The sequence below is a fragment of the Geobacter metallireducens GS-15 genome (genome assembly GCF_000012925.1).
In the GTDB taxonomy this organism is placed as follows: Bacteria; Desulfobacterota; Desulfuromonadia; order Geobacterales; family Geobacteraceae; genus Geobacter; species Geobacter metallireducens.
Window position 1 is genome coordinate 314,135 of the sequence record NC_007517.1, and the last position, 22,974, is coordinate 337,108.

The window sequence follows — 22,974 nt, forward strand, 5'->3', positions numbered from 1 at the left end:
CCACCAAGAGTCGCATTATTCCCCTGATTATGCCGTTTTCGTCCCGAGATTGCGCAGCCGGACCAGATTGTATGCCGCAATGGCCATGGTGAAGTACCAGTCGACTTTCGCTATTCCCCGATGCCGGGTCTTGCGGAGATTGCCGACAGTCTTGAGCCAGCCGAAGGCCTCTTCGATCCGCTTGCGAATCCTCAGGCTGGTTTTGTAGCCTTCGTGGCGGGTAGTCCTGCCATCGATGGCTGAGCGGCGGTTAGCGGTGTTCTGAGCAATGTGAGGGGTTACCTTGAGTGCTCGCAGATCTTTGACGCACTCTTTGGTGTCGTAGCCCTTGTCGCCGCCCATGGTGATCCGCTTGTTACCGGCGACGTCTGCGATCATCTCGACTGCGGTATCCCGCTCAGCGGTACCGGTTGCGTGGGTGATTCTGGCATCGACGATGATCCCGTTGCGGTTCTCCATGAGAGCGTGCCCGTGGTAACTGAGCTTCGCCTCTTTGCCCGAGCTTCTCCTGGCAATCCGCGCATCCGGATCGGTGGTGGAGGCATGGGTGTCGTTTTTGAGCTTTTCGCCGTGGAAATCACGCTCCGTGTTACGACCCACTGGAGGCTTTGGTCCATCCTTGGGCCGAAAGCTCTTGATAGAAGCCCACGCCTCGATGAGGGTGCCGTCAACGCTGAAGTGCTCGTCGGACAACAGCTTTGCCCTTCGGGCCTGCTCAACTACTTTTGCCAAGAGCAGCCGTGCCACGTCGGTATCGATCAACCGCTCCAGGTTGGTGGAAAACGAGGAGTGGTCCCAGACCTTCTCGTCCAGGGCCAATCCCACAAACCAGCGGAACAGGATGCTGTAGCTGATCTGCTCCACCAGCAGACGGTTACTCCTGATGGTGTACAGCGCCTGAAGCAGAAGTGCTTTAAGCAACTGCTCAGGAGGAATCGAGGGCCGGCCGGTGTGGGAGTACATGGCCTCGAATTGCGGGCTGAGCTCTGCAAGGGCCTTATCCACCATCGCCCTGATCGACCGCAAGGGGTGGTCCTTCGGGACGTACGACTCAGGGGAGAGATAACAGAACAGAGCTTCGGTTTTTGTCTCGGCGCCGCGCATAACTTTTCTCCTGTAAATTCAGATTGTTACGCGTAAAAATATAGCACAGTTCGCTAACTTATTGAATCAAAAAGGTTTAGTTTTTCAACAACCTGTTAAAGGGTCAGACCTACACATTTGACAATTACATAAGACTGTCAAATGTGTAAGTCTGTGACCCCAATATTACCTTTCGTCGAGAAAATAGAAAGAATTAGCGTTAAAAGTCGGAGTAGTTAGGGGCATTGCCAGGCATGAGACAAGAAATAAGACAAGGTCAGAACCCTTTGGTTTAAATAAATCGATCAATTCAATGCTTGGAGACGGGTAGGGTGGTCCAAGAGTTTAACCTGTATGAGTAATAGCCGGAATACGCGATACTCTGGGGGTCACATGAGATTTATAGGCAATCTAATAACGGTTATCAGTGTTTTATTTTTGGCAACAACGTCTTTTGGCGCTGACATCAGCGAATCGGACGTGAAAATATTCCTGAACGACTGGCTGGCCGCTCAGAACAAAGGTTCATATCCTGACTATGCCGCTCTCTATTCAGAGAGTTTTGTAGGCATTAAGCGATCAGGGAAAAGTATGCGCAAGTTTGACCATGATTCCTGGCTTAAAGATAGAAAAACGATGTTCAAGAAAAAAATGTTGGTTGCAGCAAATTCCCCGGAAATCACGATTTCCGGAACGACAGCATTGGTAAAGTTTGAGCAGACGTGGGAATCAGGCACTTATAAAGACAAAGGCTATAAAGTGCTTGATTTGTCATTGGAGGACGAAAAGCTAAAAATAGTTCGGGAAGAGATGCTGTTTTCAATAGTAGATACTAAATTTTCAAGTGCGTTCACTAGGTTTAATAAAGATTGTAAGAATAAATTTAGCGACATTGAAGAGGGTCAAGACATGCCAATTATATGTAATGGTCCTTATAAATACAAAATAGAGATTAACTATAGCGCCTGTTGTGAGTATGTCCAGGTTTCAGATAATAAAAATTTTGTTTTGGATTTACCGGCTCAAATTATTTCTACTGTCACAAATAGAGTGTTGGAGTGGAGATTGGCAAACGGGAAACCGTTTGCAGTTATATTGAAATTGGATAAATACAAGGGAGACCTAGCGCTTGATGCAAAAAAAGTCAAAGAAGTATTGTTGATTAAAGGGCTTAAAAAATTCGAAGACATTAATTACGAGGTTGACATAAAGGGGCAATCAAATCCCAACCTAGAAGCTAGGAGTTTAGCAGATCAGAGTTACATGCGATTGTTACAAAAATAGCAGAAGGCTTGGGAGAATAATCATGTATAGAGAAAAATCCAAGTATTCCAAGCTTGAAGGCCCTCTTTCTAATGTCAACTTAAATCTAACCAGCGCAAGAAATCAAATTTTATTTAGTATACTCGGTAAACCAAGAATTGATGGGATGTACGGAGAGAAAGATGGGCCGCTAAACAACCCTCAATTAGAAAAATTAATGGTGAGAGGCGTTGACGTCGGGCCATTCAAGGTCAATGGACTTGGTCTTGCGGTTGAAAGCCTAAAAACTGTAATGGCTGATATTAGTAAACAACACAAAGACATTTATGACAGATTGAGCCAAGAAGGAATGCTTGTTGTACGCTACCAAAGGCCGACGGCAAAAAAACCAATTGGTTGTCCGAATAGGCCTATAAGCAACCACTCATGGGGCACAGCAATAGACCTTAAGATTGATGGTTTGCTTGATGGTCGAGGTGATAATAAAAGTCAGCATGCGTTGAATGTAATAGCTCCGATTTTCAATAAGTACAAATGGTACTGGGGTGGAACATTTCCGACAGAAGACTCCATGCACTTCGAAGTCAGCAAAGAAAAGCTCCTCGAATGGCACAATGCCGGCTTGTTAGGACCGATTTCAAAACGCCTGCCAGAGGCCAAAATCCCCGAGACAACAAGGCCAGCAAGCACAAGCTCTTCTTCACGCCATCGTTCGATGTTTGATTGGTTGCAGAAGGGCGACAGGGGGCCAAAAGTAGTTCAACTGCAGAAAGCCTTAAAGTCCCGTGGCTACAACCTCAAATCCGACGGAGTTTTCGGGAAGAAAACAGAAACAGCTCTTCAGGACTTTCAACGCAAACAAGGGCTCCCCGACAATGGTATTGTCGGCCCCAAAGCAGCTGCCTATCTGTTGTTTTTCTGAAATCATGTCACATATTGACAAATATTCACTTCATTTAGACGTTCAGTGCTTGTTCTGGCGTTTTCATAATCAATCGGAGGCGCTCACTGGTGGACATACTCAACTTATTCAACAATTCTTCAAGTGCGACATTTCTGTTCGAGGTTTCCGGTTCTGCAGCCGATATGTCAGTCGTGAGTTTTACCGCTAACGAGTGGATGTCCTTGCCATACTCGGTAAGCGTTGCCTTTGCCACTCCATACGGAATTGAATCCTTCGACGACATAATCGGTAGCGAAGCCCTGCTGACAATTATCAACAAAGACTTGCTTGCCGGAGGAGAGGATCGCTACTTTCACGGGATTGTCAGACGACTTGAGCGTATTGGCTCAAGTAGCAACAATTATTGCCTCTATGAAGCCGAGATCGTTCCGGCTGTTTTTCAGCTCTCCCTGCGCAAAAACTCCAGAATTTTCCAGAACACTATGACCCAGGACATCGTCAAACAGCTTCTGGAGGAAAGTGGTATCACCTCGGACAGATACCGCTTTGCCCTCCAAAACAAGGAGCGGTTGCGGAAATTTTGCGTTCAATACAGGGAGACGGATCTCGATTTTGTAACTCGACTTCTCGAAGAAGAAGGGATGTTTTACTTTTTCGAGCATTATTCCGATAAGCATGTTCTTGTTATAAGTGACAGCAGTGTTGTCCACGTTCCAATCAACGGTAATCCTTCGATTACCTTCAACTCAAACGGCGGCATGGTTGCTGAGACAGAAAGCATCTATGGCTTTACCTCGTCCCAAAGGATGACATCAGAGGTATTCGTTCATCGGAACTTTAATTTCAAGAATCCTTCAGTTGACATGACCGCGAAAGCATCCGACTCGCAGGAGTCAAAACGGGAAATTTATGAGTATCCCGCTCTCCATGTTACGCAAGAGAGGGGTAGCGCACTTGCCAGAGCCCACAGGGAAGGACTCAAGACAATGCAGAAGCAGGGTCATGGCCAGAGTTCGTCCTGTCGACTGACGCCAGGGTACAACTTTGCTCTCATTGGCCACGATTCAGCGAGCCTGAACATTGAATATCTCATTGTGGACGTTTCTCATTCGGGCACTCAACCCCAGTCGCTCGAGGAGATGTCCCAAGGGCCTTTCTCGTACGGCAACAGTTTTACTGTCATTCCGGCAACAACCCCGTTCCGCCCCACTGCCACTCGACAAAAGCCCATAGTAAAAGGGATTCAGACCGCTATCGTGGTTGGTCCCAAGGGCGAAGAGATCTACGCCGATGAGTATGGTCGGATAAAGGTTCAGTTCCATTGGGACAGGGAAGGCCGCCGTGACGAGAAGAGTTCCTGCTGGCTCCGCATAGGGCAGACTTGGAGTGGAAACGGTTGGGGCATGATTAACATCCCCCGGATTGGAGACGAGGTACTGGTCGACTTTATCGATGGAGATCCGGATCGTCCCATTATCGTCGGCAGCGTCAACAACGCCGAATCTCCCGCACTCTTTTCCCTCCCCGCCAACAAAACCCAAAGCGGCATCCGTACCCGCAGCTATCCCAACGGCGGCCGCGACAACTACCACGAACTTCGCTTCGAAGACAAAAAGGGTAGCGAGGAGATCTACCTTCAGAGTGAGAAGGACTGGAACATCCTGGTTAAGAACGACAAGACCCAGAATGTTGAACACGACGAGGCTCTACATGTGGCAAACAACCGGCTGAAGACCGTCGGAGTTGACCAGATGGTGCAGGTGGGAGCCAACCACACCGAAATCATCGGTGCCAATAAGAGTATTTCCGTCGGCTCAAACAAGACCGAGACGGTGGGGCTCAACTCTGCGGAAACGGTTGGGCTTGCCAAGGAGCTGACCATCGGCGGACTTTATCAGGTCAGCGTCGGTGGGGTCATGAACGAGACCGTCATCGGCGCCAAGGCCGAGGAAGTGGGGGTGACCAAGGCGGTGCTGGTCGGCGCTCACATGACCGAGAAGGTGGCCGGGAACCGCTCGCTCACCGTGGGGCAGAACCTCTCGGCAACGGTCAGCCAGAACACCACCGTGAAGGCCAAGGCGATAGTTCTGGAAGCCGATGACGAGATCATCTTCAAGACGGGCAGCTCTACCATCTCCCTGAAATCCAGCGGCGAGATTGTCGTTACGGGAGCGACCATAACCGAGAAAGCCAGCGGTGAAATCGTTATAAAGGGTGCCAGGACTTCGGTGAATTGAAATGGCGTCCCAGTCCCGCAACCAACCAGACAAAACGGTTACGGATCGTGTCGTCATAACCGGCATTGGAACTGTAACCTCCCTTGGCTGCTCCCAATGGAGCACAGCCCTCGCATTGCGTTTCAGGAAAAGCTCCTGGTGCGAGCACGAAACGGTGCTCGTGGCCGACGATCCGTACGGTGCCGTACTTCGTGGGGCAACTATCAGTCGCATCCCGGAAGAAATCATCTCTCCTGAACTGGACGGCGCCGAGCGAGCCGAGGCTCTATTTCATCCTGCATTGAAAGAGTGCATGGCCGGGCTTTCAATCGCCGAGCAAAAACGACTTGTCTGCCGGATTGATAATTTTATCGATTATGAGCAGCATCTTTTCCCTTCTCTCTTGCAGGAGGCATTCCCCGGCCTCTCCCTTGAGCATGGCCAGAAGCCGATCGAGCTTGGCCGCTGCTCGCTTTTTGAACGGATCATCCAGGCCGGAGGTGAGCTTTTGGCGGGAAATGCTGAGCGTATTCTGGTCGGATGTGTCGATTCCCTCTGCGCTACTTCCTGGCTCATGTCAGTTTGTGATGAGGATGTGTTGAAAGACTCATTGACTCCCGAAGGGATCATTGCCGGAGAAGCGGCGGGAGCTGTTCTACTTGAACGGGAAGCCGCCGCGCGGCGGCGCAATGCGCCGGTTCTGGCCATTCTTTCGTCATGGGGACGGGGGACGGAGCCCAATCTGTGGCACGGTCCCATTCCCTCTACCGGGCGGGGACTCACCGACGCATTCCTTGAAGCGATTTCTCCTCACGGGGATGGAGGAAAAGGTGTCGTAACGGTCATCGCCGACCTTAACGGTGACCGGCACCGTGCCCTTGACTGGGCCTACACCGAGGGGCGGATTTTTATCGATGGTGATCGGGAGCCGGAACTGCGGCATCCCGCTTTCATCGCCGGGGATTGCGGCAAGGCCACGGGAGCGCTTCTCCTTGCCGACGCCTTGGGGCGTTTCGCCTTCCATCCAGGGTTTCGGGGGACCCTTGCCCTCAGCACCTCCGATGAATCGGGCGCCAGACGGGTCATCTGCCTGGAGCACGGTGACCACGAAGAACGGAAGGGCTTTATTGAACAGCTCCGTGCTCAACTTGCCGGTTAATATCCACGTCCGGCACAAGGAGAAAGAAGCATGTCGGCAACCGTAATCGTCAATGGTCAGACCGTCGTCCACAAAGACAGCGGGGGCGTGCTCACCACTGGCCCCGATGTCTGCCTTACCCCCATGGGGCCTTCGGTAGTGCCGATTCCCTACACCAATATCGCGGTTTCCGCCGATACCAGCCAGGGGAGTACCAGCGTTGCCATGGACAGCAACCCCATCATGCTCAAGGGGTCGGTTTTCTCCAAAAGTACCGGCGACGAACCGGGGAAGGTCGGCGGTGTTTCCTCCGGGATTACCAAAGGGAAGGCCAAGTTTGTCAACTATTCCAGTGATGTCTTTGCCGATGGGAAGCCGGTCTGCCGACGGCTTGACCCCATGGTGAGCAACCTCTCGGCTGCGGGAAACACCCCACCCGCGCCACTGCAGCAGGGAAATGCGAGGGCACGGGGCAAGCAGGCGCAAGGCCATCTCTTGTCGGTCGCCTTGGTGTTTGAACACCCCGATGTGGTCACGGGCCGGACGACCCAGCCGCTCGTCGATCTCAAATACTCATTGAACGGCCCCAAAACGATCACTGTAGCTAAGAGCGAACCCTACACTGGAATCCAGGAATACGTCCCGCAGGGTGGGTACGCCCTTGAATTTGACCGCAATGACCTCAAAGAGAAACTCACGGAAAGGTCAGTCAGTGAAAAACAATCATCCAAAGGGGCTGCGTTCAGGAATCACAAGACGAGCTGATTCGGACACAATTGTTTGAACCAAGAGGGATCCATGAAAACTGTATTCAGAAGAGCACTGCTTGTCATAACTGCAACTATACTAACCGTTTCCTTTACCGCGTGCAAAGGGAGCGCTGGAAACGGATCAGATCACAAAGAACCCGGGAAAGGAGCACAAAAGGGGATGAATACCTATAACATCGGACGGTTCTCCATTGATGTGCCGACAGAAATGAAAGAGGCGGGGCGAACCCATGAGTTCCGGTACGCGGAAATCGAGGAGTTTCTCTGGCCGAAGAACGTAGACAGGGAAGAGGCGCGCAAGGAAGCCTGGGCAAGGAGAATTGCGGAAATAAACAGCAATAGACCCCCGCGTGGAATAAAGAAAATCATTGTTGAAACCAAGGAAAGTCTGTCGGTAGGCAAGTGGTCCAAAGGAGTCTTGTATTACGGGAATGACATGAGTAGCAAAGACGGTTTCTGGATGATAATGGCAGATTATGGCCAAGTTGGCGCAATATTTATAATCAAAGGACTAATTGAATACGAGGAACCAATGTTTGATGACTTGCTCGAAATTGCCAGAAACTACGAGCCAATGAAACAAGATAAAGTCGATTCTTTTCATACTGCTTATGGAAACATAACACTTCCCTACCTCGAACAGGAATCCAGCTATGTTCGATTTGAAGGGCATCCTTTGGATTTGATGCTAGAAATAGAAATGACTGAAACCAATAATGTCGAAGAGTCAGGCCCTGTTGAGCGACTTGCTGCTGCAATATCAACAAACTTTGCACCGACGGTGGATGTAAAAAAAATTCGTGCCCGTAAGAAAAATGTGGCTGGACTTGAAGGGGAAGAGCTTGTCGTGAGGTTGACTGACGGCGGAGAATCGGAGTTACATTTCGGATGGGAATATGCCGGAAAACAAGACTCCGGGGAATACCCTCTGATTCAAATCGAGATGGAAAGTCCCGATGGGAGGGTTGAAGAGAAGTTGAAAGTTTGGGATGCGATTCTTGGCTCCATGAAATCGCTTTACAAAGGTAAGTAAATGTCAACAACCCTTAAGGTCAATCATGAGGAGTTAGTGCGACCGATTTCAGAGCTGAAAACTGATGCACGGCAGCGCATTGCTTTTGATCGCAAGGTCATTCCTATTATTTTCATCCCTGGCATCATGGGGAGCAGGCTAAAAAATCGTTTCAACAAAAGGATATGGGACCCTGACAGACCTGGTTGGATGCTTTGGAAATATGGAATATTCAAGGCTGCCACGGCTCAAACAAAAAAGGCCATGCTTGTTGGAAAGGAATTCTCTCCTGAATATCTGAGAGTAATCAATGACGATGGCAGACATAACAAAAAGTATTTTGCACACCAGTACGACACCCATCGGGCCGACCGCGGTTGGGGAGGGGTGTTGTGGAGCAGTTACGGGACGATCATCAAGGAACTGCAGACGCGCCAGTGGGACCGGACCGTAAACCTTTTTGCCGAATTTCCGGTTCATGCTTTTGGCTACAACTGGACTGCTTCCAACCGGCTGGCCGGTGAAAGGCTCGCCGGCTACATCGATGCCGTGATAACCAAATATCGCGGCATGGGGCGTCAGTGTGAAAAAGTAATCCTCGTCACCCACTCCATGGGGGGCCTTGTAGCTCGGGCCGCCTGCAAACTAAGCGGCGCCGACAATAAGGTTCTCGGTGTCATTCACGGCGTGCAGCCGGCCAACGGTTCACCGGCCGGCTATTGGCGGATGAAGGGGGGCTTCGAGCGGCCCCACACGATTCCCGAAACCGATCCGATGCACTGGTTGAAAACGCCCAAGCGCGCTGCAGCTCACAAATGGAACACCCTGGTTACCAAGGGAGTTGAGTTCGCCCCTGGAATCAGTTTCGGCAAGGGCAATATAACCGCATGGGTGCTCGGCACGGATGGGCGGGAAGTGACGGCACTACTCGGCAATATGCCCGGAGGCTTGCAGTTGCTGCCCAACAAGCGTTATCGAGATAATCACGGCTGTGCCCAGTGGCTGGTGCTCAGAGACGAATCGGGAAAGCGTCGGAATCTCCCGAAGTCGGACCCATACAAGGAAATTTACCGAGCGAAAGATGTCTATTGGCGTCTTGTCAATCCGGAGTGGCTAAATCCTGGAGAGAAAGTCAAATCAAACAAAAAATACCGCAGTAAGACTTCCTGGATTAATTATGGTGAATATCTAACAGAGGCCGAATCCTTCCACGACGCCCTTGGCGGCAAGGTCCATCCCAACACCTACCAGTTTTACTCCACCGGAATAGCCAGCCCTGATCGGGTGGTATTCACCCGGATGCGGGATACCCTGAGAAGCAAGGGAAAACGAATCATCGACATGGTTAAGGGAGATCTGCTCGGCAAGGGCGTCGGTGCGGCGGTCGATGCGGCCAGGGGAGAACTGACCAAGCCTGTGGCCGGCGCCGCCAAAACAACGCTGGCAAAGCCGTTTGCCGGTGGATCCTTGACAGAGTACGTACTGCACCCGAGCAAACTGGTGACCGCCGCGAAGGGACTTGCCGGCGCGGCAAAACAGGTGCCGGGCGCCATGGCCGAAGCGGCGAAGGGCCTTCCCAACGCATTGCCCCGGATAGCCTCCGGCATGCCGAAAGCCATCGGCATCAATGCCGCCAAGAAGGCTGCCACTACCGCTATCGGTTTGGTGGTTCGTGATGATAAGCGGTTCATCGATCGCGGCGGTTACCGCGACAAAGTCGATGAATCCGATCTCCTGGTGTTCAAGGAAAACGGTTCTCCGGCGGAGGTTGCATTCCTCATTACCCTGGAAACCCCGGATGGTGCCGGCGACGGAACCGTCCCCGAGTCATCGGCGAAAGCACTCAAACTTGGAGCCAACAGGACGTTTGCCATCGGTGACGTGGATGGCAATGAGGGGAAATTTGTCGAAAAGAAGGCCCCCCGCACAAAGCCCCAAATCCCGCCCGACTTCGATGAAGGGTGGTTTGACCGTGGACATGAACCAATCTACAAGACACGAAGCGCCACCCACATAACCGTTACCGCCATTGAAAACATGGTGCGAGAGTTGGGCCGGAAAGCGCTTGGCCTCCACTAATCCGCGTTCACGAGGTAGTGGAAGTAATAACCGATAATTGGTGTTCGTATGGACCTTCTCAATTCCACCCCCCTCATCGCCTCCCACAACATCCTTACCGACCGCAACGGCGCTGAAACCCTCCTCGTCGTCGTCAAGGGAACCTGGCGCATCGGGAGGAATGGGGCACTCTCGATAGCTGGCGAGCAGGTGCCCATTCAACTTGAGCCACGCTACCTCGGCGATCCCGCGGCATCGAGCCTCATCTACGATACGGACCTGATTCTGGAAAAGCCGGGCACCGACTGCATCCTTCTCGGTTACGCCTGGGCGCCTAAGGTCGGAGTTGGCTCTGTGGACGTCACCTTCGGGGTGGGGCCATTGCGAAAGACTGTGCGGGTCTTCGGTGAGCGGATCTGGATGAAGTGCCTGGGAATGGTCTCGATGTCAAAACCGGCGCCGTTCGAGAAGATTCCCCTCGTCTGGGAGCGGGCCTTTGGAGGGTCGGACACAAGCTGGCCCGAGCCGAAGGAGCACGAGTTCTGCTTGGAGAATCCGGTGGGGACGGGCCTTCTGGCACGAAAGACGAAGCTGGAGATCGACGGCTTGCGGCTGCCTAATCTGGAGGACCCGGCCCATCTCATCAAAAAGCCAACGGATCGTCCCAAACCGGTGGGGTTCGGACCGATCCCGCCCCATTGGTTCCCGCGGGCTGGTTATGCCGGCACCTATGACGACCAGTGGCGAAAGTATGTAAGCCCTCTGCCGCCTGACGACCTGGACCCGCGCTTCTATTTGGCCGCTGCGCCCGGTCTGACAACGGCCCGGCATCTTGCGGGCACGGAGCAGGTGCTTGTGGAAAACGCTTCCCGGGCCGGAAGGCTTCAGTTTCAGCTGCCTGGAGGAACGCCGAGCGTCTCGGTGCAGATCAGAGCGGCGGTCCTGGAACTGGAGATGCGGCTGGGCACGGTTATCGTCGAGCCGGATGAGGAACGGCTTGTCCTCGTCTGGCGCGGCCATCAGAACGTTCACGGAAAAATCCATGACGTGTACGGTGTCCGTGTCGGTTATGGTGGCCTGTAACCCATTAGTAACCATTGTGGATTTTTTTCTTGACGGCGCTGATATTAAATTGCTAGCTTGTGACCAATTGATTTAAGACAAATTCAATTGGATAGACGATAATACTCAACCATCCGCGAGGATGGGGCGGAAAGCCTACAGGGTCTCTTCGAGACAGCCGGGTTGCCGAAATATCTCACAGATATGCGGCCCCGGCTTTTTTGTGTCCAAAATCCTGGGTCGGAACCACAACCGGGATAAAAGGAGATCATGCGCCAGAAAAGAAAAATTCCCAGTACCGATCGATTGAGCGAAAGCAGAACGAGAACATTTTTTGAGATCAGGGGATGAAAGGAGTCAAAATGAAGATTGTCAGTAAGACGTCAGCGCAGTTCCTTTTTGTCGCGGCTCTGGGAGCAGGCGCTCTGACAGCGTTTCAGCTGAAGGGGACGGAGGCGCTGGCCTATCCCGCGTACTTCACGACCAATTGTGCCGGCTGCCATGCGGCACCGGTGGCCGCTACCTGCAATGGATGCCACCACCACGGCCCCGTGTCGCTGAAAGGCGCCACCAACAAAACGTCCTATGCCCCCGGAGAGTCCGTATCGGTAACCATCAGCGGCGGCAGCCAGAGCGGCTGGGTCAGGGCCATCCTGTATGACCAGAACAATCAGCAGGTGGCCATATCGAGCGGCAACGATAGCGGCATGGGGCACTCGACAACGTTCCCTGCGACCCTGAGTGCGCCGGCGCCGACTGTCCCGGGAACGTACACCTGGAAAGCTGCCTGGTTCGGCAACAGTTATGATTCTACCAATCCGACCGCGAGCGCCCATGGCGAGGTGTCGGTGAATACCAATTCGTTCACCGTTGTGGCTCCGGTCGACACCACCGTCCCGGTCGTGAGCGCCTTTACCCTTCCGGCCACTTCTACGAGCCTCACCGTTGCGGTCAGCTCCTTCACCGCCACCGACAACGTGGGCGTCACCGGCTACCTGATCACCACGAGCGCCACCGCGCCCGCAGCAAGCGCCACCGGGTGGAGCGCCACCGCCCCCACGAGCGTCACCGCTGTTGCCGGCAGCAACACCTTCTACGCCTGGGCTAAGGACGCAGCAGGGAACGTCTCCCTCGCCAAGAGCGCCAGCGTGACGGTCACCCTTCCTGACACCGTCGTCCCGGTCGTGAGCGCCTTCACGCTTCCGGCCACCGCCACGAGCCTTACCGTTGCGGTCAGCTCCTTCACCGCCACCGACAACGTGGGCGTCACCGGCTACCTGATCACCAAGAGCGCCACCGCGCCCGCAGCAAGCGCCACCGGGTGGACGGCCACCGCCCCCACGAGCGTGACCGCCGTGGCCGGCAGCAACACCTTTTACGCCTGGGCCAAGGACGCAGCGGGCAACGTCTCGCTCGCCAAGAGCGCCAGCGTCACGGTCACGCTCCCTGACGCCACCGTCCCGGTCGTGAGCGCCTTCACCCTGCCTGCGACCTCCACGAGCCTCACCGTTGCGGTCAGCTCCTTCACCGCCACCGACAACGTGGGCGTCACCGGCTACCTGATCACCAAGAGCGCCACCGCGCCCGCAGCAAGCGCCACCGGGTGGACGGCCACCGCCCCCACGAGCGTGACCGCCGTGGCCGGCAGCAACACCTTTTACGCCTGGGCCAAGGACGCAGCAGGGAACGTCTCCCTCGCCAAGAGCGCCAGCGTGACGGTCACCCTTCCTGATGCTACCGCCCCGGTGGTGAGCGCCTTTACCCTTCCGGCCACTTCTACGAGCCTCACCGTTGCGGTCAGCTCCTTCACCGCCACCGACAACGTCGGCGTCACCGGCTACCTGATCACCAAGAGCGCCACCGCGCCCGCAGCAAGCGCCACCGGGTGGACGGCCACCGCCCCCACGAGCGTGACCGCCGTAGCCGGCAATAACACCTTCTACGCCTGGGCCAAGGACGCAGCAGGGAACGTCTCCCTCGCCAAGAGCGCCAGCGTGACGGTAACGCTCCCTGACACCACCGCCCCGGTGGTGAGCGCCTTTACCCTTCCGGCCACTTCTACGAGCCTCACCGTTGCGGTCAGCTCCTTTACCGCCACCGACAACGTCGGCGTCACCGGTTACCTGATCACCACCAGCGCCACGGCACCGGCGGCATCCGCCACCGGCTGGAGCGCCACTGCCCCCACGAGCGTGACCGCCGTGGCCGGCAATAACACCTTCTACGCCTGGGCCAAGGATGCAGCAGGCAACGTCTCCCTCTCCAAGAGCGCCAGCGTGACGGTTACCGTCGCCCCTGCGGACCTCACCCTGACCATATCCGCCCTGGCCAACGGTTCGTACACCAACAAGGGAACCTTGAACATCAGCGGCGTCGCCATTGATGCCGCCGGCATCAAGTCCGTAACCGTCAACGGGCAGACCGTTACCGTCAATCCGGATGGTTCCTTCAGCTATGCACTGTCACTCCAGTCCGGCGCCAACACCGTAACGGTCGTCGCCACCGACAATGCCGGCACCCAGAAGACCGATATCCGCACCATAACCTATGACCCGGCCGCGCCGGTTCTGACGGTCTCCGCGCCGGCCGACAACAGCACCACCACCCAGTCGTTCATTACCTTGAACGGCACCATCAGCGAAACCTCCACCGTCAGCGTCAGCGTCAACGGCAGCGCCCCGCAAACCGCTGCCATCAGCGGCAACTCGTATACCGCCACCGTTTATCTGGTGAAAGGTGTGAACACCATCAGCATCAGCGCCACCGACCTGGCCGGCAACATCACAACCGCCAAGAGGACGGTAACCTACAGCGGCGTGAGCAATAACCTCGCACTTGCGGTTACCTTCCCCAATCAGGACATTACCACCAAGTATCCGTACCTGGTCCTCAAGGGGACGGTTGTCGACAACGAGAAAGTGGCCGTCAAGATTATCATGGACGGCAAGACCTACATCCCTGTAGTTGATGATGGCGTATTCATGCAGCGTCTCGTTTTCACCACTCCCAAGCTGTATGCCATTACCGTCATTGCCACGGATGCGGCAGGCAACAAGAGCACGGTCACTCGTAACGTGATTTACCGTCCCGGGTATGACCACGATGATGATTAATCTGTACCAGTAGTGACGTAGATGAAAAAAGCCACCCCCGACGGGGTGGCTTTTTTCTTTCGCTGGCATGACGGATAAGCGACACGCCGGGGCGTCCTCATGCCGCGTCAGTGGCCCCGTTCTTCCTCTCTCATCTGGCGCTGTTCCTGCTGTTGACCTCGTTTTTGCGGTTGCTCCCGGTTTTGCATTCTTTGTTCTTGAGGCCTGGGCGTCTCGCGCTGGATATCCCTCCGCTCCTGGCGCTGCTGGGGAGGACGTTGCGAGGGACCGCCCTGCTGCTCCGGTGCCCTCATCCGACGCTCTTCCTGCCGTCGTTCTCTCTGGCCGGGAACCGGCGCACTTTGCTCTCTCTGCTGTGCCGGGGCTCTCATCCGACGCTCTTCCTGTTTTCCCCGTTGCACGGGCAAAGTTTCTCTCGGGCCTCTTTGCTGCTCCGGGGCTCTCATGCGGCGCTCTTCCCGCTGTTCCCGCTGGGAAGTCGCGGGTGCCCCCTTCTCTCCCCGAGGCTGGAAGTGCTGGCGGACCGCCTTGTCGCGCGGCTGGTAACGATAATGCTCGCGGCGTATCGCCTGCTGCTGCTCCACCGTGGGATACCGATCTCCCGAATACTGCCGCTGGTAGACAGGCAGCGGGGCGCGGGGAGGAGCCGAGCCACGTTTCCACTTGTTCCACCCTCTTCGCTCATGCTCCCATTCGCGTCCCCAGTGCTCGCCCCAGCGGGGAGGGGCATCCGGCCGCCACCTGTGAAAGTACGGTGGGGGATGCCGGTAGTAGCGCACGGGGATACGGAGGATGTAGACCGGAACCACGTCCGGTTCCACGATCCACCAGGGGCCGTTGTACCAGTAACTGGCGTACCAGTCGTCGTCGTAGTAAATCCAATACAGGCCGTCATAGAAGAAATAGTTGGCAGCCACCCGCGGCGCGTAATAGACCGGGTAGCCCGGCACCGGGACCAGGTCCGGGTAGAGCGGCAGGTTGATCCCGATGCTTACATGGGGCAAGCCGATGCCGATGCTCACCTGGGCCGGGACCGAAGTCACCGAGCACAACAGCATCCACAGTAAAACGACTCCGCAGCAAATTTTCCGCATATCGTCCTCCATTTCGTCTGAAGCACAACAAGTTTATCCCCTGTTGCCAAGCTGTCAAACAGGACCTTTAGGCGGAAAACATCAGGTAACACAAAGGCCGCCCGGAACACCCGGACGGCCTGTGCTTTCTTAGCCCATGATCGGCGTCAGCAGCGGATCAGAACCGGACCTGCACGCCGTAGGGGTCCTTGATCTCCACCTTCGGGTCAAACGTCAGCTTCTTCTCGCCCCGTTGATCCAGGTACTTGTTCAGCTCCAGGTTGACGGTGAGCGGCACATCGACGCCGGCCTTGGCCAGGGCCTGACGGAGCAGGGCCTCGGCCTTGGTGGCGAAGGCGGTGGCGTCCCCCAGCACCCGCATGGCCTCGGTGGGGTTGTGGAAGCCGACGGAGTTTTCGGCGCCGATGAAGACGCAGCGGTAGAAGGCTTCCTCATAGAGATCTTTCGCCCGGTCGTAGAGGGCCTTGTCGATCTGTTTTCCCTGGGCCTGGGCGGCATGGGCCTTCTCGAAGAGTTTGGCCACGGTTGCGGTGGCGTAGCCGGAGCGGAGCATGAGGGAGACGGTCCGGTCCTGGATGGCGATGACCTGATCCCGGAGCCATTCGGGTTTTTCGGTGTGGCATTGGATGCAGGCCTTCATGTCATTCTTCAGGGGACTCATGACCCGGTGGTCCGATACCTTGAAGGCGCCGACCCGGGTGTAGGGCATATGACAGTCGGTGCAGGCCGCCCCGGCCTTCCAGTGGACGCTGTTGTTGGAGAAGAGCTCATACTCGGGGTGGCGGATGAATCCCAGCTTGAAGCCGGTGACTGTCTGCGTCCACTCCCCCACGCTGGCATCGCTGCGGATCTGCTTGATGATGTTCTCGACGGAGATGTTGCCCATCTTGCTTCCCTGCCAGGGGAAGTAGACTCCGATCGACTTCTTGTCGGCGTCCTTGGGAATATTGTAGGTGACGTGGCACTGGGCGCAGACGAGGCTCCGCATCTCCTGGCGGGACAGCTTCGCCTGGTCGACCCCCAGCTTCTTCAGGGCCTCTCCGAGGGTGAAGCCTCGGGAAATCCTGAGACTCATGTCCTTGTTGTCGTGGCAGTCGATGCAGGCCACCCCGAGGGTCTTATGCTTTTCGGGAATCTTGGCGAGGACATCCTTGAAGGGGGTCTTGAAGTAGTCGATCCCCATCTCCTTTTCGAGTTTGGGCGCGTAGGGGGTCTTGCAGGTGAGGCAGACGCCCCCCGACTTGAGGCGGGCCGAGTCGATCTCCAACTGGTCTCGCACCATGTTGGCGTGGCCCCGGGGCTCGTTGTAGGCGATGCCGAACCCCCAGCCGTTGAAGAGGAGTGCCATGTAGGGGAACTCGGAGAGCTTGTCGTAGGTGACGTGGTCGGCGTCGAAGCCCCGCTTGTACTTGCTCTTGCCAGGAGGCTCCGGCTCCTCGGTCTTTTTCCACATTTCGTATTCGGTCGGATAGGCCTTGCCCCAGACGGCCGGGTCGACTTCGCCATCGGGGATCTGGACCGTCTTTACCGGCTGGGCTTTCTCCGGGGCGCATCCCCCGAGGACAAACAGGGTTGCCGCGGCAGCCAGCGCGATCAGGGGTGCAACAGGATTCAGTCGTCTCATTGTTGAGCCTCCTATAAGGTTTCCATGGCCCCGCTCCGCGTGTGGGAGACGCGGCGGTGGCATTTCCAGCATTGGCGTTCGGTATCGATGTGGGTCACGGTGGTGTCGTGGCAGCGGACGCAGTTCTTCTGGAGAACCTCTTCTCCGTGCTTCGAGAGCCTGATGATCTCCGGCACGTGTCCCGAATAGAAGAAGATGGCGTCCTTCGCGCCGTCGATGGATTTCCAGATATAGTGGACCGCGAGGTTCTCGTTGGGGAGGTGGCAGTCGACGCACTTGACCCGCCGGTGGGCACCGGTGTGGATCCATGCCTCGTATTCATTTTCCATGGGGTGGCACCCGACGCAGAAGTCGGGGGTGTCCGATTTGGCCAGCAGCTTCGGCGGCCCGAAAAGCACGAAGAGCGCCACCGCTGCTACGATTACGCCGATCGCCAGGTAGATGGCCTGGTTTCCGGTCCCGGGCAATCCCATATCGTTCACCTCCTCTTGGTGATGTGCCGATTGTAATGATATGTGACTAACAGTATATCTTCCAATCTTCGCCTCGCAACGGTGAAATTCTTCCCCTTGACTTATGTCAAAGCGACTAATTGAAGAGGTCGTATTCTAATGAAGGTCGGACGCTCACGTCAGGGAGCCACCGGCACATCCGGGGTCTGGACTGCTCCCGGCAGCTGCGGTACATTTTGTCGGCACATGATGAAAGGGGCAGGACCAGAGGATGCAAATCTCCCACGAAAGGAGCAAGAGAGGTGAATGAAATGCTGATGAGTAATGTGAAGCGGTGGGCCGCCGTCACGGCTTTTACCGCAATGGCGGCGGTCGGTACGGGGTGTGCCCCGAAAAAGGTGGAACAGGACAAATCGGCGAGCGTCGCCGACGGGACCATCGATCCGGCCGGATGGAAAAAGGCCTATCCGGCCCAGTACGAGCTCTGGAAGAAGACCGAGGAGCCGACCCCGACGGGCAAAAGCCGTTACAAGAAGGGGTATGACGAGGACGGGGTTTTCTACGACAAGCTGGATGAGTACCCCTTCCTGGCGCTCCTTTACAACGGCTGGGGGTTCGGCGTCGAGTACAAGGAGCCCCGGGGTCACGCCTACATGATCCATGACCAGTTCGAGGTGGACCCGGCACGGCTCAAGGCTGGCGGCTCCTGCCTCACCTGCAAGACCCCCTATGCGCCGGAGCTGCAGCAGCGGCTCGGCAAGGACTACTTCTCGAAGCCCTATAAGGAAGTTCACGCCCAGATTCCCAAGGAACACCAGATGCTCGGTGTGACCTGCATCGACTGTCACAACGGCAGTGACCTGTCGCTGAAGATCTCCCGCGGCTTCACCCTCGGCAAGGCCCTGGAGAAGCTCGGCGTCGACCGGGCCAAGCTCTCGGCCCAGGACAAGCGGACCCTTGTCTGTGCCCAGTGCCACGTCACCTACGCCATCCCCAAGGATGGGAACATGAAATCCACGGACGTCTACTTCCCCTGGGACGGCAGCACCTACGGCGGCATCACCATCGAGAATATCATCAAAAAGCTCCGGAGCAGTCCGGCCAACGGCGAGTGGACCCAGGGAGTGACCGGCTTCAAACTGGCCTTTATCCGCCACCCCGAGTTCGAGCTTTTCTCCAACAACAGCCCCCACTGGCAGGCGGGTGTCTCCTGCGCCGACTGCCACATGCCTTCTACTACCGCGGGGAATCAGAAGGTTTCCGACCACCGGGTCATGAGCCCCCTGAAGAACGACCTCAAGGCCTGCGCCCAGTGCCACACCGAGACCCCGGACCAGCTCCGCGGCAAGGTCTACGCCATCCAGGACCGCACCATGTCCCGGTTTATTCGGACGGGCTATGCCACCGCCACCGTGGCCAAGCTCTTCGAGATGACCAATAAGGCCGAGGCCCAGGGGAAACAGATCGATAAGACCCTCTACGCCCAGGCCAAGGACCACTACGAAGAGGCCTTCTACCGGGTGGTCTTTATCGGCGCCGAGAACTCGGTTGGCTTCCACAACCCGACCGAGGCCACGCGGGTGCTGGAAGATGCGGCCATGCACGCTGGCAAGGCCGACGGGCTCCTGCGGCAGGCCCTGGCCAAGGCAGGGGTGACGGTTCCCGCAAAGGTCGACCTGGAACTGGAGAAGTACGTGAACAATCGCGGAAGCAAGAAGTTGATGTTCAAGCCCGAGCACGAGATCAAAGACCCCCTTGCGGGGAAGTAAAGAATATGGGAATGGGAACCGGAGCCGGTAGAGCAATCTGCCGGCTCCGGCCTTTTTCCGAACGAGGTACCAATGAACAAACCGAATTTCCACTCACGCATCCCCACTTGGCGAGCCCTGGTCCAGTGGGGCTTTTTCGCCTGGGTAGTCGTCATCGGCATCCGCTTCGGCGCCTTTGTCCGCCACTTCGAGACAGGGGGAGCCACCCCGCTGGTCACCCGGCCGCCGGGGGTGGAGGGGTTCCTTCCCATCGGCGCCCTGGCCAGCACGAAGCTCTGGCTCGCCACGGGGACCGTCAATCCGGTCCACCCCGCGGCGCTGGTCATCTTCCTCACCATCGTCGGCATGAGCCTGGTGGCGAAAAAATCGTTCTGCTCCTGGCTCTGCCCGGTGGGGACCCTTTCGGAAGCGGCCTGGAAGCTGGGGCAGCGCCTCTTCGGGCGTAATTTTCGCGTCTGGCCCTGGCTCGACGCGGCGCTGCGGGGGGTGAAGTACCTCCTCCTGCTCTTCTTCGTGAAACTCATCCTCATCGATATGCCGGCCTTGGCCCTGTCGGCCTTTCTCGACGCCCCCTACTGGGCCGTGAGCGACGTGAAGATGCTCCACTTCTTCACACGGATGTCGGTCACGACGGTGGTGGTTCTGGCCGTCCTCACGGGGCTGTCGCTCCTCTACAGGAACGCCTGGTGCCGCTACCTCTGCCCCTACGGCGCACTCCTGGGGGTGGCGAGCTACCTGAGCCCCTTCAAGATCCGGCGCGATACGGCCGGCTGCACCGGCTGCCGCGGCTGCAGCCGGGCCTGCCCGTCCGGGCTCCCAGTCCATGAGAAGGAAACGGTCATCTCCGCCGAGTGCACCGGCTGCCTTACCTGCGTGGCCAGCTGTCCCGAGCGTGACGTGCTCCGGATGGCGCCCCCTTTCTGGCGCCGCCCCCTTCCCGCCTGGGTCTTCCCGGCCCTGGTGGTGCTCCTCTTCGTCGCCGGCATCGGCACCGGCATGGCCACCGGGAACTGGCACAGCTCCCTTTCCGCCGACGACTATCGCCGGCTCATACCGATGGTGCCGTACCTGAGCCATTGAGGCTGCAATAAATTCGGCACAGCTTGACGCAGGTCAAGGAACAGGTACCGTATTATCTCGTAAGGTAGCAAAAACAGGAGGTGGTCCCATGCCAGACACTACGAACGACAAGCTCTTGCGCCTCATCGCTGAAGGAGTCCCCGACGCCGTCATCTTCGCCGACCGGGAAGGAATTGTCCGGATCTGGAGCCCCGGGGCCGAGCGGATGTTCGGCTTCACCGCCGCCGAGGCGGTTGGGCAGTCCCTGGACCTCATCATCCCCGAGAACCTCCGGGCCCGGCACTGGGAAGGGTACCGCAGGGTCATGGAAACAGGAGAAACCCACTACGGGACAAAGCTCCTGTCGGCACCGGCCCTGTGCAGCGCCGGCGGCCGCATCTCCACCGAGTTCTCCATGGCGCTCGTGCGCGACTGCGAGGGAGCCATGGCCGGCAGCGGCGCCATCATCCGCGACGTGACCGAGCGCTGGCAGAAGGAAAAGGCCATGAAGGAGCGGTTGGCGGAGCTGGAGCGGCACGAGGCGGAGAGGAACGGGTAGGTGGAATACTTCATTGCAGCACATGTCCTCTGCTGGGGGCTCGTGGCGGTCGTCGCTCTTTTCCGACCGCTATACGGCGAAAGCGACCGATGAAGCGTCGGATCGTGCAACTTCCCCGCAAGATGAGGGGGCGGGGGGGACGGCCCTCCTCGCCCCCTTTGTCGCTTAAGTACGCCATCTGGGGTGTTCTGAGCAGTACGGTGGGAATCCTTGCCATTTTCGCCGCGACCCGCATGGCGGGACACCCCTACCTGATCGGCTCCTTCGGGGCTTCGGCGGTACTCCTCTTTGGTGCCCCAGATGCAACCTTCGCCCAGCCCCGTAACCTGATAGGAGGGCAACTCCTTTCCGCCGCCGTTGCCGTGGTGGTGGTGGCCTGCGGCGGAAGCGGCCCCGTGGCCATTGCCCTGGCGGTGGGGCTGGCGAACCTCCTCATGTATGTCACCCGAACCGTCCATCCTCCGGGGGGCGCCATTGCCCTCCTCGGGGTGCAGGGGCACGTGGGGGCCTCCTACCTCATCGACCCGATCCTTGTGGGAGTACTGATCCTCCTGACGGTCGCTCTTTTCACCAACAATATCGTCCACCACCGGCAGTATCCCAAGTACTGGTGGTAATGGTGGCGGCGACGAGTCAAAATACCTTTGACTCCCCCCGTTCCCCCCTTTACAATTTCACCATGGATATCCGGCCCCTGTCAGACGTCGCCGGCGTGATCCTCGTCGGCGGCCGGAGCCGCCGCATGGGGCGCGACAAGGCGCTCATCCCCCTTGGGGGGAAACCCCTCGTGGAGCGGGTCATCGATGCCTTTCGCCCCCTCTTCGAGCGGATTCTCCTCGTGGGTGACCGCGGAGAGCGGTTCGCATCCTACGGTCTGCCGGTCTTTCCCGATATCCATCCTGGAAGCGCTCTGGGCGGTCTCTACACCGGCCTGGTCCGGGCCGGGACTCCCCATGTGTTCGTCTCGGCCTGTGACGTGCCGTGGCCTGACCCGCGGGTGATCGCGCGGCTCTGTTCCCTGCGGGAAGGGTTCGACGTGGTGGTGCCCCGCACTGTGGGGGGAAGCGAACCCCTCTTCGCCGTCTACGGCACCGGATGTCTCCCGGCCATGGAGCGGATGCTCCGGGAGGGGAACTACCGGATCTACGATTTTTATCCCGAGGTGCGGACCCGCTACGTGGAACAGGCGGAGCTGGCTGACCTGGTGACGCCGGCGCGGACCTTCGTCAACGTCAACACCCCGGAAGAGTTTGAAACCATTCGAAACAGGGAGGAAGGGATGGCAATCAAGGCGGTATCGTTCGTGGCTAAATCGGGGACCGGCAAGACGACCCTCCTCGAAAAGGTGATTGCGGAGCTGAAGGGCCGGGGATACCGGATCGGGGTCATCAAGCACGACGCCCACCGCTTCGATATCGACCATCCGGGAAAGGATTCCCACCGCCTCGCCGCGGCCGGGGCCGACACCATGCTCATCGCCTCGCCGGAGAAACTGGCGCTGGTGAAGAAGTATGATGAATCCCCCCCTCTCGATGAGCTCCTCGCCACCTACTTCGGCGATGTGGACATCGTCCTGACCGAGGGATTCAAGAAGAGCAGCCTGCCGAAGATCGAGGTGCACCGGATGGAACGGAGCGCCACGCTCCTCTGCCGGGGCGAGGAGCACGACCCCACCCTCGTGGCCGTGGCCAGCGACGCGGCCCTGGCGTTGGACGTGCCGGTCTTTGACCTGAACAATCCCGCCCAGGTGGCCGACTTTGTGGAGCGGACGTTCCTTGCCGCGGGTGCAGCCTGATGG

At 57.3% G+C, this 22,974-nt stretch carries 18 protein-coding genes and 1 riboswitch; of the genes, 14 read left to right on the forward strand and 4 right to left on the reverse strand.

Annotated elements, in window-relative coordinates:
- Nucleotides 1–27: 27 nt before the first annotated feature.
- A complete protein-coding gene (locus tag GMET_RS01420) occupies nucleotides 28–1,104 on the reverse strand; it encodes an IS5-like element ISGme1 family transposase (RefSeq protein ID WP_011365646.1) in 1,077 nt (358 codons plus the stop codon).
- A 372-nt stretch (nucleotides 1,105–1,476) separates the two neighbouring features.
- On the opposite strand from GMET_RS01420, the gene GMET_RS01425 reads away from it, so the two are divergent.
- From GMET_RS01425 to GMET_RS01465, 9 genes are all read left to right on the forward strand, one after another.
- Nucleotides 1,477–2,367: a nuclear transport factor 2 family protein gene (locus GMET_RS01425; RefSeq protein ID WP_004513995.1), complete on the forward strand. Its 891-nt coding sequence runs from the start codon at nucleotides 1,477–1,479 to the stop codon at nucleotides 2,365–2,367.
- A gap of 22 nt (nucleotides 2,368–2,389) precedes the next feature.
- Entirely contained in the window at nucleotides 2,390–3,268 is an 879-nt protein-coding gene (locus GMET_RS01430) for a peptidoglycan-binding protein (RefSeq protein WP_004513996.1), read from the forward strand.
- A 197-nt stretch (nucleotides 3,269–3,465) separates the two neighbouring features.
- Nucleotides 3,466–5,487 carry a type VI secretion system tip protein VgrG gene (gene tssI, locus GMET_RS01435; protein WP_238379010.1) on the forward strand — a complete coding sequence of 674 codons (2,022 nt, stop codon included), beginning with the start codon at nucleotides 3,466–3,468 and terminating at the stop codon, nucleotides 5,485–5,487.
- Between the two features lies 1 nt (nucleotide 5,488).
- Nucleotides 5,489–6,625, forward strand: a complete 1,137-nt coding sequence (locus GMET_RS01440; protein ID WP_004513998.1) for a 3-oxoacyl-ACP synthase — start codon at nucleotides 5,489–5,491, stop codon at nucleotides 6,623–6,625.
- A 30-nt stretch (nucleotides 6,626–6,655) separates the two neighbouring features.
- Nucleotides 6,656–7,369: a DUF4150 domain-containing protein gene (locus GMET_RS01445; protein ID WP_004513999.1), complete on the forward strand. Its 714-nt coding sequence runs from the start codon at nucleotides 6,656–6,658 to the stop codon at nucleotides 7,367–7,369.
- A gap of 33 nt (nucleotides 7,370–7,402) precedes the next feature.
- A complete protein-coding gene (locus tag GMET_RS01450) occupies nucleotides 7,403–8,407 on the forward strand; it encodes a T6SS immunity protein Tli4 family protein (RefSeq protein WP_004514000.1) in 1,005 nt (334 codons plus the stop codon).
- Nucleotides 8,408–10,465, forward strand: a complete 2,058-nt coding sequence (locus GMET_RS01455) for an esterase/lipase family protein (RefSeq protein WP_004514001.1) — start codon at nucleotides 8,408–8,410, stop codon at nucleotides 10,463–10,465.
- 48 nt (nucleotides 10,466–10,513) lie between these two features.
- Nucleotides 10,514–11,527 (forward strand): DUF2169 family type VI secretion system accessory protein, encoded by a 1,014-nt coding sequence (locus tag GMET_RS01460; RefSeq protein WP_004514002.1) that lies wholly within the window; start codon nucleotides 10,514–10,516, stop codon nucleotides 11,525–11,527.
- Nucleotides 11,528–11,620: 93 nt separating this feature from the next.
- Nucleotides 11,621–11,697: riboswitch (cyclic di-GMP riboswitch) on the forward strand.
- Between the two features lie 171 nt (nucleotides 11,698–11,868).
- Nucleotides 11,869–14,619, forward strand: coding sequence for a hypothetical protein (locus tag GMET_RS01465; protein ID WP_011365648.1), 2,751 nt, complete (start codon nucleotides 11,869–11,871; stop codon nucleotides 14,617–14,619).
- A 107-nt stretch (nucleotides 14,620–14,726) separates the two neighbouring features.
- On the opposite strand, the gene GMET_RS01470 is transcribed toward GMET_RS01465, so the two are convergent.
- The 3 genes from GMET_RS01470 to nrfH form a co-directional block, all read right to left on the reverse strand.
- Nucleotides 14,727–15,677, reverse strand: a complete 951-nt coding sequence (locus GMET_RS01470; RefSeq protein ID WP_238378962.1) for a hypothetical protein — start codon at nucleotides 15,675–15,677, stop codon at nucleotides 14,727–14,729.
- Between the two features lie 193 nt (nucleotides 15,678–15,870).
- Nucleotides 15,871–17,337: an ammonia-forming cytochrome c nitrite reductase subunit c552 gene (locus GMET_RS01475; protein WP_004514005.1), complete on the reverse strand. Its 1,467-nt coding sequence runs from the start codon at nucleotides 17,335–17,337 to the stop codon at nucleotides 15,871–15,873.
- Between the two features lie 11 nt (nucleotides 17,338–17,348).
- Nucleotides 17,349–17,810 carry a cytochrome c nitrite reductase small subunit gene (nrfH, locus tag GMET_RS01480; RefSeq protein ID WP_004514006.1) on the reverse strand — a complete coding sequence of 154 codons (462 nt, stop codon included), beginning with the start codon at nucleotides 17,808–17,810 and terminating at the stop codon, nucleotides 17,349–17,351.
- 290 nt (nucleotides 17,811–18,100) lie between these two features.
- Here nrfH and GMET_RS01485 point away from each other — a divergent pair, with 290 nt between their 5' ends.
- The 5 genes from GMET_RS01485 (at nucleotide 18,101) to mobAB (ending at nucleotide 22,971) form a co-directional block, all read left to right on the forward strand.
- The gene (locus GMET_RS01485; RefSeq protein ID WP_004514007.1) at nucleotides 18,101–19,558 is read left to right on the forward strand and encodes an ammonia-forming cytochrome c nitrite reductase subunit c552; all 1,458 of its coding nucleotides are present in this window, start codon (nucleotides 18,101–18,103) and stop codon (nucleotides 19,556–19,558) included.
- 72 nt (nucleotides 19,559–19,630) lie between these two features.
- Nucleotides 19,631–20,638, forward strand: a complete 1,008-nt coding sequence (locus GMET_RS01490) for a 4Fe-4S binding protein (RefSeq protein ID WP_004514008.1) — start codon at nucleotides 19,631–19,633, stop codon at nucleotides 20,636–20,638.
- An 88-nt stretch (nucleotides 20,639–20,726) separates the two neighbouring features.
- On the forward strand, nucleotides 20,727–21,176 hold the full coding sequence (locus tag GMET_RS01495; RefSeq protein WP_004514009.1) for a PAS domain-containing protein: 450 nt from the start codon (nucleotides 20,727–20,729) through the stop codon (nucleotides 21,174–21,176).
- A gap of 89 nt (nucleotides 21,177–21,265) precedes the next feature.
- Nucleotides 21,266–21,793, forward strand: coding sequence for an HPP family protein (locus tag GMET_RS01500; RefSeq protein WP_004514010.1), 528 nt, complete (start codon nucleotides 21,266–21,268; stop codon nucleotides 21,791–21,793).
- 62 nt (nucleotides 21,794–21,855) lie between these two features.
- Nucleotides 21,856–22,971, forward strand: a complete 1,116-nt coding sequence (gene mobAB, locus GMET_RS01505) for a bifunctional molybdenum cofactor guanylyltransferase MobA/molybdopterin-guanine dinucleotide biosynthesis adaptor protein MobB (RefSeq protein ID WP_011365649.1) — start codon at nucleotides 21,856–21,858, stop codon at nucleotides 22,969–22,971.
- The last annotated feature ends 3 nt before the right edge of the window (nucleotides 22,972–22,974 follow it).